Source organism: Microbispora sp. NPDC046973, assembly GCF_040644495.1.
Classification (GTDB): Bacteria; Actinomycetota; Actinomycetes; order Streptosporangiales; family Streptosporangiaceae; genus Microbispora.
In genome coordinates this window covers 544,924-558,870 of the sequence record NZ_JBEYWQ010000001.1, presented here as the reverse complement: position 1 = coordinate 558,870, position 13,947 = coordinate 544,924, and the positions used below count along the sequence as shown (strand labels likewise).

Below are 13,947 nucleotides of genomic sequence, written 5' to 3'. Positions count from 1 at the left end.
CCGTCTCGCCGCCCCCATGGAGCCATTCGAAGAACCTCCAACTCAATCGCGCGGGGCGTTTCCCGGCGCGTCACAGAAAGCGGGTCAATTCGGCGCGGGCCGCGCCGCGTGCGAGTTCCACGGCTCCGATCACTCCCGAGCGGTCGCCGAGGGAGGGGCCGGTGACGTACTCCTCCACGGCCGCGGGGCCGGCGGGCACCGGCGCCCCCGGGTAACCGGCGGTGAGGGTGAGCAGCCGCGCCCGCACAGCCGGAAGCAGCGCGGGGTGTTTGGCCACGCCCCCGCCCACGACGATCCGCTCGGGCGACAGCGCGTAGGTCAGGTTCATGACGGCGAGGGCGACGTACTCGGCCTCGAGTTCCCAGGCCGACGGGTCGTCCAGGTGCTCGGCCGGGCGCCCCCATCGCCGGCGCATCGCCTCCCCCGACGCGAGCCCTTCGAGGCAGTCGCCGTGGAAGGGGCAGCTCCCCGCGAACGGGTCCCTGACCGGGTCGTGGGGGATGCGGATGTGGCCGAACTCAGGATGCAGAAGTCCGTGCACGAGTCCGTCGTTCACCACCGCTCCCACTCCGACGCCGGTCCCCACGGTCATGTACGCGAACGTGCCGAGCGCGGCGCCCGCCCCCCGCCGCCATTCGCCCAGCGCCGCGGCGTTGACGTCCGTGTCCAGGCGGACGGGTACGCCCAGCGCGGCGCGCAGCGGGGAGACGACGTCGACGTTCGCCCAGCCCGGCTTGGGCGTGGCCAGGATGTGGCCGTACGTCGGCGAGCCGGGTCGCACGTCCACCGGGCCGAAGGTGCCGACGCCGAGCGCGGCGAGCGGCCGGTGGTCCCCGAAGAACCGCAGCGCGGCGCCGATGGTCGTCTCCGGCGTGGTCGTGGGGATCACTTCGGTCGCGAGCAGGCCTCCGCCGGCGTCGGCGACCGCGCACACCCATTTCGTCCCGCCCGCTTCGATCCCCCCGTAGACCGGGGCGGCTGCGTCCATGCGCGTCACCCCTTCAGCGAGCCCTGGAGCAGAGCCGTGACGAAGCGGCGCTGGAAGATGAGGAAGATGACGAGCGTGGGGGCCAGGATCAACAGCGATCCCGCGCAGAGCAGCGGCATGTCGGTTCCCCACTGCCCCTGGAAGGCGCCCAGGGCCCCGGACATCGTCCGTTTCAGCGGGTCGTCGACGAGGACGATCGCCAGGAGGAACTGGTTCCAGGTCCACAGGAACAACAGGATGGCCAGGGACGACAGCGCCGGCATGGCGAGCGGGACGTGGATGCGCCAGAAGAGCTGCCACACGTTCGCGCCGTCCATCCGCGCGCTCTCGGACAGCGCGTCGGGCACGTTGACGAAGTGCGCCCGCATCCAGAAGACCGCGAACGGCATGAACAGCCCGATGAGCGGCAGGATGATGGCCCACCGGGTGTTCAGCAGCCCCATGTCGCGCACCTGGTAGTACAGCGGCGTGATGATGCCCTCGAACGGCAGCGTCAGCCCGAGCACGAACGCGAGGAACACGAGATTCCGTCCCGCCATCCGCAGGTGACCGATGGCGAATCCCGCCAGCGTCCCGAGGAGCAGCGAGACGGGAACCACGCCGAGCACGATGAGCGTGCTCGACTTCACCAGCTCGATCATCCGCGCGGCCTGGAACGCCTTGACGAAGTTGCCCCACTGCGGGTCGCGCGGCCACTCCAGGCCCGAGGGGTAGCTGCCGGACGGGTGCAGGGCGGTGACGAACAGGCTGACGAACGGCATGAGCGTGACCGCCATCAGCAGGACGAGCAGCAGCCTTCCGGTCCACGCCTCCCGGCGTCCGACGATCATGAGGACCTGTCCTTGGTGAGCCACTGGATAGGAAGGGCGACGAGGAGGACGAGCACCATGAGCACGACGGCCAGCGCGGACGCCATGCCCACCTGCCGCTCGGAGAAGGCCAGGTAGTAGATCTCCAGCCCCGGGACCATGGTCGCGTTCCCCGGGCCGCCCTGGGTGGAGACGTAGACGATGTCGAAGCTCGCCAGAGCCGCGATCACGGTCACCGTGACGCAGACGCCGATCTCCTGCCGCAGGCTGGGCACGGTGATCGAGACGAACTCGCGCAGCGGTCCCGCTCCGTCCATCCGGGCCGCCTCGTACAGCGCCGGGTCGATCTTGCTCAGGCCGGACAGGAGGAGGATCGTGCACAGGCCGAGCAGCACCCACGCCCCGATCACGCCGACCGCCGGCAGGGCCGTGGAGAAGTCGCCCAGCCACGCGCGGGTCACGCCGCCGAGCCCGGCGTACGTGAGCAGCTGGTTGACCAGTCCGTTCGACGACAGCAGCCAGCTCCAGGCGATGCCGGCGGCGACGAGCGGGATGACCTGCGGCAGGAACAGGATCGTCCGCGCCACCAGCGCGAGCCGGCTCGTGGCGATCCGGCGGATCGTTGAGGCGATCACCAGGCCCAGCACGACCGGGATCACGCTGAAGAAGACGATCAGCTTGACCGCGTTGAGGATGGAGGCGAACAGGTCGGGGTCGGTGAACACCCTGGCGTAGTTGCCCAGTCCGGCCCAGGTGGACGGGCCGATGCCGTCCCAGCGGTACATCGAGTACTGGACGGTCAGCGCGATCGGGCGCAGTACGAAGACCGCGTAGACGATGAGCGCCGGAGCCACGAAGAGCCAGCCGACCCAGCTCGGCGTGCGGAGCCCCGTCGCGGGGGCGGGGCTCCGCTTCCTCGTCACGGCTGCCCGGCCGGGGCGGGTCGCAGGGGGAGCGACCGCGCTGTCGGGAGTCGGCCGTGTCATCGGTGCTCAGCTCCCCCCGACCTGGCTCGTGTAGTCGCTCTGCACCGACTTCAGCAGCGCCTCGGGGGTCTGCTGCCCGGCGACCAGCTTCTGCAACTGGGGCGTCCAGCTCTTGGCGTAGATCGCGCCGGTGGCGTTCGCGATGAAGTCCATCGCGCCGTTGTCCTCGGCGATCTTCGCCCCGGCGTCCAGGGTGCTCGCCGTGACCGTGTCCTTCGCCACCTCCGGCATGGGGGCGTCCGCCGGGCCCATCGGGTGCGACCCGCCGACCTTCACACCGATCTCACGTGCCTTGGGGTCGGTCGCCACCCAGTTGAGGAAGAACGCCGCGCAGTCGGCGTTCTTCGCCCTGGAGCTGATCCCGTAGGTGAGGGGCGCCGACATCGCGGCCTGCTTGCCGCCCTGCTGCGCCGGCGGCATCAGGAAGAAGCCCACGTCGCCCGGCATCTGCTTGTCGAGGTTCCCCGACTCCCAGTCGCCGTTGAACATGAACAGGCCCTCGCCCTTGATGAAGCGGCTCATCATCGTCGCGTAGTCGACGGCGTTGACGTCCTTCCAGAAGTACCCCGCCTTGATCCACTTCTCCAGGTGCTGCGTCGCCTGCAGGTTCGAGGGGGTGTCGATCGTGGCGCCCGGCTTCTGGTAGATCCAGTCGTTGATCGGCCCCGGGGGACCGTACGCGGCCATGAGGTCCTGCAGCGGGAAGGCGAGACCGCCGGTCGCTCCGCCGTTGAACTGGGCGATCGGGGTGAGGCCCGCGCTCTTGGCCTTCGCGAGCGCGTCGTCCAGTTCGGCCAGCGTGGCCGGCGGGGACGACATGCCGATCTTGGCGGCGAGCTTCTTGTTGTAGAACACACCGGTCATGCTGAAGTTCAGCCCCATGGCGTACAGCGACCCCTCGCCGCGGGTCTTCCCGCCGGGGGCCAGGCGCATCTGCTCCAGCTGGGAGGCGGGCCAGGAGTCCCAGCCGAACGCCTTCGCGTAGCCGTCGAGGTTCTTCAGCAGGTTGTTCTTCACCAGCTCCGACACCTGCGGGAGCCGCATCAGGTCCGGCGGATCGTCGGCGAGGACGCGCGGCGCGTTCTGCGTGATCACCGCGAACTGGTCCTCGCGGATGTTGAATTTCACGTTCGGGTGCTGCTTGGAGAACTCGGTGCTGAGCTCCTTCGGCAGGGGGAAGCCGGTCTCGATATAGGCGTTGAGCGTGACCGGCGCCGTGCCGCAGGTCGGCGCGGCCGCCAGGGACGCGCCGGTGGCCTCCGGCTGAGGGGCGTCGCCGCCGGGCGCCCCGCAGCCCGCCGCCAGCGCCCCTCCCATCACGACCGCGAGCGCGGCCCCGTTCCAGCGAGTTCGACGCGACATCTGCGTCTCCTTGATTGCTCGGGGACTCGCCGGCACACACCGGACGCCCCAGGACTCAGGTTTGCTAAATCGGATTAGCAGTGCGATAGTCTCATCACACGTGTCGCGGGGTGTCAACCCCCACATCGCAGGAGGTCACCCGGTGAGCCCACGACGGGTCACGCTGGCGGACGTCGCCAAGATCGCCGGCGTCTCGCCGACCACCGCGTCGCTCGTGCTGTCGGGACGCGGCCGGGAGCTGCGCATCTCCCAGGATGTCGAGCAGCGTGTGCTCAAGGCCGCGGCCGAGTTGCAGTACCGGCCGAACATCGTATCCGTAGGCCTGCGAACTGGGACAACTCGGACTATCGGCTTTGTTTCGGACACGGTTGCCACGTCGCGGCTCGCCGGCGACATGATCAAGGGAGCCCTCGAGGCCGCGCGGGAGCGCGGCTTCATGCTGTTCATCGGTGAGACGGAGGGGGACGCCGAGCTCGAACGGCTCCTGCTGCAGGCCATGCACGACCGTCAGGTGGACGGGATCATCCTGGCCGCGATGTACACGAGAACCATCAGGGTGCCGAAGAGCATGGCGGCCGCCCCCGCCGTCCTGCTCAACGCGCTCCCCAAACAGCCGTCACCGCTGCCCTCGGTCATCCCCGACGAGATCGAGGCCGGGCGCGTCGCCGCTCGGGCTCTGCTCGACGCCGGCCATCGCGAGGGCATCCACCTGATCGGCGCCGGCCCCGGGCGGCGCAACGTCCCTGCGGGCGGAAGCGTCGCGGCCGTCGAACGGCTCATCGGCATCCGCGAGGTGCTCGCCGAGGCGGGGGTCAAGCCGGCGGGCGGCCACGTCTGCCCCGACTGGCAACCGGAGTACGGCCTCGCCGCGACCCGGGCACTGCTGCAGAAGGAGCGCCCGCGGGCGTTGATCTGCTTCAACGACCGGGTCGCCCTGGGCGCCTACCAGGCACTCGACGACTTCGGGCTCAAGGTGCCCGCCGACGTCTCCGTGGTGTCCTTCGACGACCACCCCATCGCCTCATGGATGCGTCCCCAGCTGACGACGGTGGCCCTCCCTCACTACGAGCTCGGCCGCAAGGCCGTCGACGTGCTGTTCACGGAGATCGGCCGTGACCGTGAGGACGACGGCGGAGAGGGCGAGGTGCATCGCGTACCGATGCCCATCCGCCTCCGGGAGTCGGTCGCCTCGCCGGCCGCCTGACCGGCACGCCGGCCGCCACATCGGCGCGCGTGGGAGCAGGCGGGCCGGTCGCCCGCGACCGGCCTGGACCGGAGCGCATCGCCCCGGCCCAGGTCCGGACAGACAGGTCCGGATAGACAGGTTCGGATCGACAGGTTCGGATAGACAGATCTGGATCGAGAACGGCCAGGCCGTGTCGCCTAACCTGCTCGCCAGAGGGCGGCGTGGGAGACGTCGAAGGCGCTCCCCTTCCTCCTGGTCACCGAGCCTGCCGCGTAGACCTGGCTCGTACCGGGTCGCCGGGCAAGAGAGTCGACCTCCGCCGCGTACCCCGCCGGCGCGGGCACGCGGTGGCGGGTCCAGCGCCCGCCGGACAGATGCCAGAGCAGGTCGCCGCGGCCGAGCACCCACAGGCCGCCCCTGCCGTCGGGCTCCGCCTGGCGGAACGCGGTCACCCTCCACTCAGGACGCGGGAAGCTCGACCCCAGCGGGCCCCAGTGGCAGGTCCACGACCTCCCGTTCCAGTGCAGAGCCACCGGGCGGCCCCGTTCCAGCGGCTCGCCCTCATCGTCGTACTCGTGCTCCATCAGCCACGAGACACCGCCCACGGCCCAGACGTCATCGGGACCGGTCACGGCGACGTCCCGGAGCTTCGCGCTGGGGATCATGACGTCGCCGCCCGGCGTTCCGAGCGTGGGCACCCCGATCAGGCGCCAGCCGGCCTGCTCCCAGCGCATCACCGCCGGTCGCGGGCTGCTGCTGTCCCCGCTGACGGCCCAGACCTGCTCGCCGTCCGAGCCGAGCGCCCCCGCCTCAGCGGGCAGGGGATGGTACTGCCATTCCCGGCCCGTCCACAGCAGCCCCATCCGCTCGTTCACGGTCCACGCGCGGTCCGCGCCGAGGGAGCGTGCGGCCGTGTCGCCCCACCCGATCGCGTCGGCCGCGGGCCTCGCCAGTGCCTCCGAACGCCACCGGCCGCTGTCATAGGTGCCGATGAAGCCGCTCGTGTCCGCTCCCTTTCCGTCGTTGGAGTAGCCGAACACCCAGGCTCGATCCGCCGAGGCGGCGGCGAGCGCGACGATGCTCTGCGGACCGCGATGGGGAAGGGGAGGAATCTCGAACGTCCGCCATGCGCGGCCGTCCCAACGACGCACCCCTCCGCTCGTGCTTTCCAAGGCGCTTGCGCGCTCCCTTTCCTCCCAGAAGGTGGTCCAGAGCGCACCGTCGGCCGCCACGGCGAGGAGGTTCATGGATCCGCGGGCGCGGTCGACCCAGAGCGTGCGCCACGCCGTCGCGACCTCGTACGCACGCAGGTCGTCGTGGTCCTCCTGCGGCAGCGCGCACCTCGCCGGCCGGGCCGGCAACGGCTGAAGGCTCGCGGCAGCGGCTGGGCGCGGCGAGATCACGGCCGTCGGCACCGCACCGGCGGGTGGGGGCGTACGGCCGCCGATGGCGGGAGCCGTGGACGCGCGATCGGCGGGGGGCGAATCGGGACTGCACGCGCAACCGGCGGCGGCCACCAACAGCACGGCCAATGCCCGGCTCGCCGTTCTCATGCCGGGAGTCTCGCACGCCGGCGCGTTCGCCGGACATGCCCACCGCTTCGGCCCGTCTCAGCAGGCAGGGAGCAGTACCGCCATTCCCGTCCCATCCACGGCGAGTAGCGTGGTCGACATGCGGATCGAGGACTACGCCCTCATCGGGGACACGCAGTCAGCCGCTCTCGTCGGTCGCGACGGATCGATCGACTGGCTCTGCCTTCCCCGGTTCGACTCCCCCGCATGCTTCGCCAAGCTCCTCGGTGACGAGTCCAACGGGTCCTGGCGGCTGGCCCCCACCGGACATCACATGGCCACGCGGCGCGCGTACGTCGACGACACGCTGATCCTCGAGACCGTATGGGAGACCTCCACAGGGACCGTCAAGGTCGTCGACTTCATGCCTCCCCGGCACGCCAACCCCTCCTTGGTCCGGATCGTGGAGGGCGTGTCCGGGACGGTGGACATGACCGTGGAGATCAGCATCCGGTTCGACTACGGCAGGATCGTCCCGTGGACCCGCCGCTTCGGCGGCCGCCTCCACGCCATCGGAGGGCCCGACTCGGTCTGGATCGCCGCTCCCCTCCACCTGGAGGGCAGCGGCGACCGGCACACCGGCGCCTTCACGATCGCCGCGGGGCAACGCCGGTCGTTCGTGTTCACGTGGCACCCCTCGCACCAGCCGGAACCCCGCGGCATCGATCCCGGTGAGCAACTCGCCGAGACCAGCCGGTTCTGGGAGGAGTGGGTCTCCCGCTGCTGGCTCCCGGGCCGCTACCGCGCCGCCGTGGTCCGCTCCCTCATCACGCTCAAGGCGCTCACCTACAGCCCGACAGGCGGCATCGTGGCGGCTCCCACCACGTCGCTGCCCGAGCATCTCGGCGGGGTGCGTAACTGGGACTACAGATATTGCTGGCTGCGCGACGCCGCGATGACACTCGACGCCCTGACCGAATCCGGATACGTCACCGAGGCCGGCGCCTGGCTCGACTGGCTGCTCCGCGCCATCGCGGGCCGCCCGGAGGACCTTCAGATCATGTACGGCGTGGCAGGCGAAAGGCGCCTGCCGGAGCAGACGCTCGACTGGCTTCCCGGATACGAAGGCTCCCGGCCGGTGCGGATCGGCAACGGCGCGGCCGGCCAGCTTCAGCTCGACGTCTACGGCGAGGTGCTCAACTGCTTCTACCGGGCCAGGAAGCTCGGGATGCCGCCGCACGACTACGCCTGGACCATCGTCTGCCGGCTGATGGACTTCCTGGAGCACACCTGGACCCAGCCCGACGAGGGCCTGTGGGAGGTCCGCGGCCCGCGGCGGCACTTCGTCCATTCCAAGGTCATGGCGTGGGTCGCGGCCGACCGGCAGGTTCGGGCGATCGAAGAGCTCGGCCACACCGGTCCCCTCAAGCGCTGGCGGGCCATGCGGGACCGGATCCACGCCGAGGTCTGCGACAGGGGCTTCGACCGCGAGCGCGGCACGTTCACCCAGTCGTACGGCTCTCGCGAGCTCGACGCGGCGCTGCTCCTCATTCCGATCGTCGGCTTCCTGCCCCCTGAGGACCCGCGGGTCACCGGCACGATCGACGCGATCGAACGCGAGCTGATGACCGACTGCTTCGTGCTGCGCTATCCGATCTCCGAAAGCAACCACATCGACGGCCTGCCCGGAGCCGAGGGCGCCTTCCTCGCCTGCAGCTTCTGGCTGGCCGAAGCGCTCAACCTCGTCGGCCGCAAGGACGACGCCATGGTCCTGTTCGAGCGGCTGCTGGCCCTCACCAACGACGTGGGCCTGCTCCCCGAGGAGTACGACCCCGTCCAGGGGCGCCATCTGGGCAACTTCCCCCAGGCGTTCACCCACCTTCATCTGATCCATACGGCCCTGGCGCTCTGCTAGCGGTGCCGTGAGGCGTCCGGCCGGCCGGACGCCTCACGGGCAGAAATCAGTACGGCCAGCCGGGGACGTTCAGCCGGACGCGGTAGAGGCCGAAGTTGCCGGTGTTCCCGCCGCGGGAGGGCGTGCCCGAGGTGATGTACAGCGTCTGGCCGTCGGGGCCCCCGAAGGCGACGTTGGTGGTGTTCAGACCGGCGGTGATGGTGCCCAGCTGCACGCCGGACGGCGCGTACACGTGGACCTTGCCGTCGTTGAAGGACGCCTGGTAGAGGTTGCCCGCACAGTCGATGGTCGCGCCGTCCGAACCGTTCAGAGACGCGAAGTCGGCGCGGGTGCCGACGCTGCCGTCGGGGTTGACGGGCCATTTGTAGATTCGGCCCGTGCCGTTGCCGCCGACGTAAAGCGTCTTGCCGTCGGGAGAGAGCACGATGCCGTTCGGCTCCCGGATGGTGTCGTCGATCAGCGAGACGACGCCGTTCTTGACCCGGAACACCCCCGTGCGGCCGGACATCTGGTCGGACCGGTTGGCGCGCTGGAAGTCGGGGTCGGTGAAGTAGACGGTGCCGTCGGCGCCGACGGTGAGGTCGTTCGGTGAGTTGAAGGCACGGCCCTGATAGGAGGAGGCGACCACGCCGCGGGTCAGGCCCGGCAGGCTGAAGGAGGAGACGCTGCGCTGGTCGTGTGTGGCGGCCAGCAGAGTGCCGCCGTCCCGGCTGAGGGCCAGGCCGTTGCTGCCGGAGTTGGGGATGAGGGTCTGGAAGGTGTTCGGCTCGGTGTAGCGCAGGACGTCCGAGGGCTGGACGCCTTCCGGCCCTGTGCCGTCGCGCATGAGCGACAGCAACAGGGTCTGGGTGGTGGCGTCCCAGACCGGGCCTTCCAGGAAGTTGAATCCGTCCCGGATCTTGGTGGCGGTCACCGACGACGACGGCAGCGGGTTGGGGTAGGTCGTGCCTGGCGTGCACGGTCCGACGCCGGGGCGCGGCGTGCCCGGCGTGGTGGTGACGGTCGGACTCGGACTCGGACTCGGACTCGGACTCGGACTCGGTGTCGGGGTCGGACTCGGTGTCGGGCTCGGCGTCGGAGTGGGGGTGGGGCTGAGGGTCACGGGGCCGCTGCACATGGCACCGTTGAGCCAGAAGGTGGTGGGCACGGGGTTGGGACCCGCGAGGTTCGCGGTGAACGCCATGCCACTGACCGTGGCGTTGGTGGCGATGGAGCCGTTGTAGGACATGCTGGTAGCGGTCACGTGCGCGCCGGACTGCGTCCAGGTGGCGTTCCAGCCGGACGCGATTTTCTGGCCGGAGTCGGGGAAGTCGAACTCCAGCTTCCAGCTGCTGACCGGGTCACCGAGGTTGGTGATGGCCACGTCGCCCTGGAAGCCGCCGCCCCATTGGTTGACGATTTTGTAGGTCACCTTGCATCCGGTGGCGGCCGCAGCCGGCATCGTCGCCGCCGCGACTCCACCGGCGGCGACCAGCGCGGTGGCCAGTCCGGTGGCCGCGACGGCGGCGAGACTTCGTCTCATCAGGAAGTCCTTTCGGGAACGACGACGGGCGGCCGCCGCCCGTGTCAGGGTGCCGGCCGGGGGGCGGGAGGCCACCGGCACGCCACGCGGCACACCGCCGGCCGCTTGTCCCGAAATTAAGCGACCAAGTGGGCGGTCGCGATCGGTCGCCCGGTGCGGCGTTCACCGTGTGAGACGCGATGTGATCACCATTGCCGCGGTGACCGCTCGTCCGCCACGCCGATGGCCGCCCCAGCCTGGGTGAACGGGACCGCCCGCCCACCCGGCGAGCCGATCGGCGCCGAAAGGAGCCCGGGCCACGGCGCTGAAACATTCAGTCCGCGTCGAGCGCGCTGGCGGGGAATGAGCGGTCCGGCGAAGTTCCTCAGAGCGGCTGATATGCCACCCGGCCGGCGCCGCGGGGACCGCCGCCGCGATGCCGCCGAGCGTGCGCACGAGCTCCGGCAACGGTGCGACGGACGTGGTCGGAGCGTCGGGGACCACGGCCGGTTTTTCTCGTGAACGTTCCACTCATTGGGCGCACGGAATTGTCGGTCGGCGTGGCTAATGTCTGCTCATCCTTGTCGTCGTCGACAGATGGGAAGACTGTGGGATTACCCAGTAGGGCTGGACGTCGTATCGGATGGCTGGCGGGCGTCGCGGTTCTGGCGACCGGTGCTTTCGTTCCCGCCGCTCAAGCCGCACCCGGACGATCCTTTTCCGGTACGGCTTCCACCCCACTCGCCTCGGCCGAAAACCCGGTGCAGAAACTCACTCTCTCATTCGAGCGAACCACTGCGTCGAAATGCCCGTTGACTTTCAAGGTCTACGGGACCTTCGAAGGGCTCCCTCCGGGCCTGCAACTCATCCAATACCGCATCGTCGGCACCGAGCAATGGAAGAGCATCAAATCCCCTATTCAGCACAACGGCAGCTTCACCGCCCTGCTCGCGACGCTCGACTGGGAATGGGACCCCGAGACACCGACACCAGGCCAGACGTCGGTCCAAATCGAGCTCAGACAGCCCGACGGTCTCAGGTCCAATACGCTCTGCTACTTCGAATGCGGCATCGCCGACGCAGACGACACCTTCGGCGAGACCTCCGAGCCCATCGTCCGGACGCCCAGCGGCGGCCCGTTGGCCGAACTCGTCGCCGACGCCAACCTCGACGCGGTTCAGGCCCGGTCGGGCGCGGAGGCCGCCCTGGTCAGCAGGTACGGATTCCACCTGGACCTCGATGCGGGCCCGGTCACCTACGAGGAGGTGTTCGCGACGCTTCCGGCCGGGTTCGCGGTGGACGTGTGGGCGATCACCGGCGCCGCGCTGAAGTCCGTCCTCGCCTACCCGAATGCGCAGGGCTGGGTGCTGACGCCGTCGTCCTCGCTCCGCTACACACTGGAGGGCGGCGCTGTCACCGAGATGACGTTGAACGGCGTTCCGGTGGCCGACGACCAGGTCATCAAAATCGCGGCCAACTACGTCCTGGTGGGCGGCTACGAAGGTTTCCCCCGATGGCCCGGAGTCACCAACGTCTATCGCGGCGGCCCGGACGACAGAGGGGCCCTGGCCACCTATCTGGTGAAGAACTCGCCGGTCAGCGCGCCAGCCGGCGACCGGGTCACCGTCCGATGAGCATCACGTGAACGAGCTGATCGCCGGGTGGAACCCGTTCCGTCCGGCGGTCGGTGAACCTGAGCCGGTTGGATGATCGGGTGCAGATCACAGGCGCAGCCCGAGACGATCGTTTCGACATATCCGAGTGCGAGCGTTCTCTGTATGCACGCGGCATGGTGCCGAGAAGAGCGAAGGCGTGCGCGCTCGCGCAATGAGAGTAGCGTCGCTGTAGTGAAGGACGCCGAACTCGTCGGAGTGCAGAAGACCCTCAGCCCCGTGCTCAGGGCCAAGGCACTGGACAATCGACTGCCGGACCCGATCCTCGGCGACGAATACGCCGAGCAGGCGATGCGCCGTCTCGACCCCGACTACGACCACCGCAGGTTCGGCACCAGCCAGCTGGGCCTCGCCGCCGTAGTGCGCGCCAAGGCCCACGACGACTGGGCCCGGAGCTTCCTCGCCGATCACTGCGACGCGGTGGTGCTGCACCTGGGCTGCGGCCTCGACGCTCGGGTGTACCGGATCGACCCGCCCGCCACCGTCGACTGGTACGACCTGGACTACCCCTCCGTCATCGAACTGCGGCAACAGTTCCTGCCGCCGCGCGAGCACTACACCCTGATCGGCTCCAGCGTCACCGACCTGACCTGGCTGGAAGGCATCCCCAGCGGCCGACCGGTGCTGATGATCGCGGAGGGGCTGGTGCCCTATCTGACCGAGACCGACGTCCGGCGACTGCTGACCGGCGTCGTCGACGCCTTTCCCACGGGCCAGATACAGATCGACACGGTGTCGGTGTGGGCGTGGCGCACCTCGAAGTGGGACCCGACGCTGCGCAAATACGGCACTCGATTCCACTGCGGCTTCAACGACCCGGCCGCGCTGGCCGACTGGCACCCTCGGCTCGAATACGTCGACGAGGCACCGATGAACGACTCACCGACGTTGATGGCCAAGGCACCCCCGAACGTACGCCGCATGTACCGCCTCTTGAACCTTCTGCCGGGCATGAAGCGGTCCACCCGCATCGTGCGGTTCCGGTTCTGACGCGCCGACGGTCACCGCTGCGGCCGCTCGTCGCATCCACTCCTCACCAGCCCGCGATCTTCAATCGACTGGCTTGAGCACCACCGATCATCAGCGACGATCGCGCTGGGCCTCGCGACACGTGCTCCTGCCCTCGGCGCCACGACTGGCTGTGTCACAGATCTCGGTGGGTCAGCGGGCCTCAGACATCGGTGTCCTTCGGATGAAGCGGCGAGGCTGCCAGGGGCCAGGATCAGCCAGTTACCGCAGGTCACGCCTCACCGCTAGTCAAGCCCAACAGGGCAGGAGACGCCGGCGCCGCCGAGGCCGCAGCAGGCGTTCGCTGGGGCGACGACTCAGTGCCTGCACGCGTACGAGACGAACCTCCTTGCCGCAGAGCTTGCTCGTGTCGTCCCTGTCTCCAGGACGGAGCAGTGATCAGCGTTCGGGGCCGCGGATGCCCTCGAGCACAAGCGTGACGTGCCTGCGCCAGGCACCGGCGCCGGTCATGTTGGCCATGGCACCACGGGTGATGAGGACGAAGTCGTCGGCGCGAAAGTCTTCACGGAGGCGGCCGGCGTCGACGGCGCGTCGCACGATGCGTTCGGTGATCGCCGAGAAATCCGTCTTCTCGGCGACGATGTCGTTCCAGCTCGGCTCTTCCGGGCCGAGCAGCGCGAAGCGGAACGCGGCGTCGGCCTCGGCGGACTCCAGATAGCCGTAGAGCAGCGTCTCGAACGCCACCCAGGGATCCTCAGCCTCGTCGGCGGCGCGGGCGAGGGTGGTGATCGCCTCGAACCGGCGGCCGATGATCGCCGCGAGCAGCGCTCGCTTGTCGGCGAAGTGCCGGTAGAGGGTGCCGACTCCCAAGCCGGCACGCTCGGCGATCTCGTCCATCTGCACGGCGTCGCCTCGCTGGGCGAACAGCTCGGCGGCGGCATCGAGGACGGCCTCGCGGTTGCGCCGGGCGTCGGCGCGCAGCGAGCGTTCGGGAGCGGTCATGGTCACTCCACTTTAGTTGACGATGCGCGGACGTCCTCTCTATAT

11 protein-coding genes are annotated in these 13,947 nt (G+C 69.5%); 4 read left to right on the top strand and 7 right to left on the bottom strand.

What is annotated here, in order from left to right:
• Window positions 1-70: 70 nt before the first annotated feature.
• The 4 genes from ABZ860_RS02735 to ABZ860_RS02720 are packed head-to-tail and all read right to left on the bottom strand — an operon-like array spanning window position 71 to window position 4,145.
• On the bottom strand, window positions 71-988 hold the full coding sequence (locus tag ABZ860_RS02735) for an ROK family protein (protein ID WP_357214043.1): 918 nt from the start codon (window positions 986-988) through the stop codon (window positions 71-73).
• A 5-nt stretch (window positions 989-993) separates the two neighbouring features.
• Window positions 994-1,818: a carbohydrate ABC transporter permease gene (locus ABZ860_RS02730; RefSeq protein ID WP_357214040.1), complete on the bottom strand. Its 825-nt coding sequence runs from the start codon at window positions 1,816-1,818 to the stop codon at window positions 994-996.
• Complete coding sequence (locus ABZ860_RS02725) at window positions 1,815-2,783, bottom strand: sugar ABC transporter permease (RefSeq protein ID WP_357214038.1); 969 nt, start codon at window positions 2,781-2,783, stop codon at window positions 1,815-1,817. The genes ABZ860_RS02730 and ABZ860_RS02725 overlap by 4 nt, the downstream gene beginning before the upstream one ends.
• Window positions 2,784-2,789: 6 nt before the next feature.
• Window positions 2,790-4,145 (bottom strand): hypothetical protein, encoded by a 1,356-nt coding sequence (locus ABZ860_RS02720; RefSeq protein WP_357214035.1) that lies wholly within the window; start codon window positions 4,143-4,145, stop codon window positions 2,790-2,792.
• A gap of 142 nt (window positions 4,146-4,287) precedes the next feature.
• Here ABZ860_RS02720 and ABZ860_RS02715 point away from each other — a divergent pair, with 142 nt between their 5' ends.
• On the top strand, window positions 4,288-5,349 hold the full coding sequence (locus ABZ860_RS02715) for a LacI family DNA-binding transcriptional regulator (protein WP_357214032.1): 1,062 nt from the start codon (window positions 4,288-4,290) through the stop codon (window positions 5,347-5,349).
• Window positions 5,350-5,528: 179 nt separating this feature from the next.
• On the opposite strand, the gene ABZ860_RS02710 is transcribed toward ABZ860_RS02715, so the two are convergent.
• On the bottom strand, window positions 5,529-6,884 hold the full coding sequence (locus ABZ860_RS02710) for a hypothetical protein (protein ID WP_357214029.1): 1,356 nt from the start codon (window positions 6,882-6,884) through the stop codon (window positions 5,529-5,531).
• Window positions 6,885-7,002: 118 nt separating this feature from the next.
• Between ABZ860_RS02710 and ABZ860_RS02705 the strand changes: the two genes are divergently transcribed.
• Window positions 7,003-8,757, top strand: coding sequence for a glycoside hydrolase family 15 protein (locus ABZ860_RS02705; RefSeq protein WP_357214026.1), 1,755 nt, complete (start codon window positions 7,003-7,005; stop codon window positions 8,755-8,757).
• A 46-nt stretch (window positions 8,758-8,803) separates the two neighbouring features.
• Here the strand turns inward: ABZ860_RS02705 and ABZ860_RS02700 are convergent, their stop codons facing one another.
• The gene (locus ABZ860_RS02700; RefSeq protein ID WP_357214023.1) at window positions 8,804-10,279 is read right to left on the bottom strand and encodes an SMP-30/gluconolactonase/LRE family protein; all 1,476 of its coding nucleotides are present in this window, start codon (window positions 10,277-10,279) and stop codon (window positions 8,804-8,806) included.
• 497 nt (window positions 10,280-10,776) lie between these two features.
• Between ABZ860_RS02700 and ABZ860_RS02695 the strand changes: the two genes are divergently transcribed.
• Both ABZ860_RS02695 and ABZ860_RS02690 read left to right on the top strand, forming a co-directional pair.
• Entirely contained in the window at window positions 10,777-11,892 is a 1,116-nt protein-coding gene (locus ABZ860_RS02695) for a 5'-nucleotidase C-terminal domain-containing protein (protein WP_357214020.1), read from the top strand.
• Window positions 11,893-12,105: 213 nt separating this feature from the next.
• Complete coding sequence (locus ABZ860_RS02690; RefSeq protein WP_357214018.1) at window positions 12,106-12,921, top strand: class I SAM-dependent methyltransferase; 816 nt, start codon at window positions 12,106-12,108, stop codon at window positions 12,919-12,921.
• A 417-nt stretch (window positions 12,922-13,338) separates the two neighbouring features.
• Here ABZ860_RS02690 and ABZ860_RS02685 read toward each other — a convergent pair whose 3' ends face one another.
• Complete coding sequence (locus tag ABZ860_RS02685; RefSeq protein ID WP_357214015.1) at window positions 13,339-13,902, bottom strand: helix-turn-helix domain-containing protein; 564 nt, start codon at window positions 13,900-13,902, stop codon at window positions 13,339-13,341.
• Window positions 13,903-13,947: the final 45 nt, after the last annotated feature.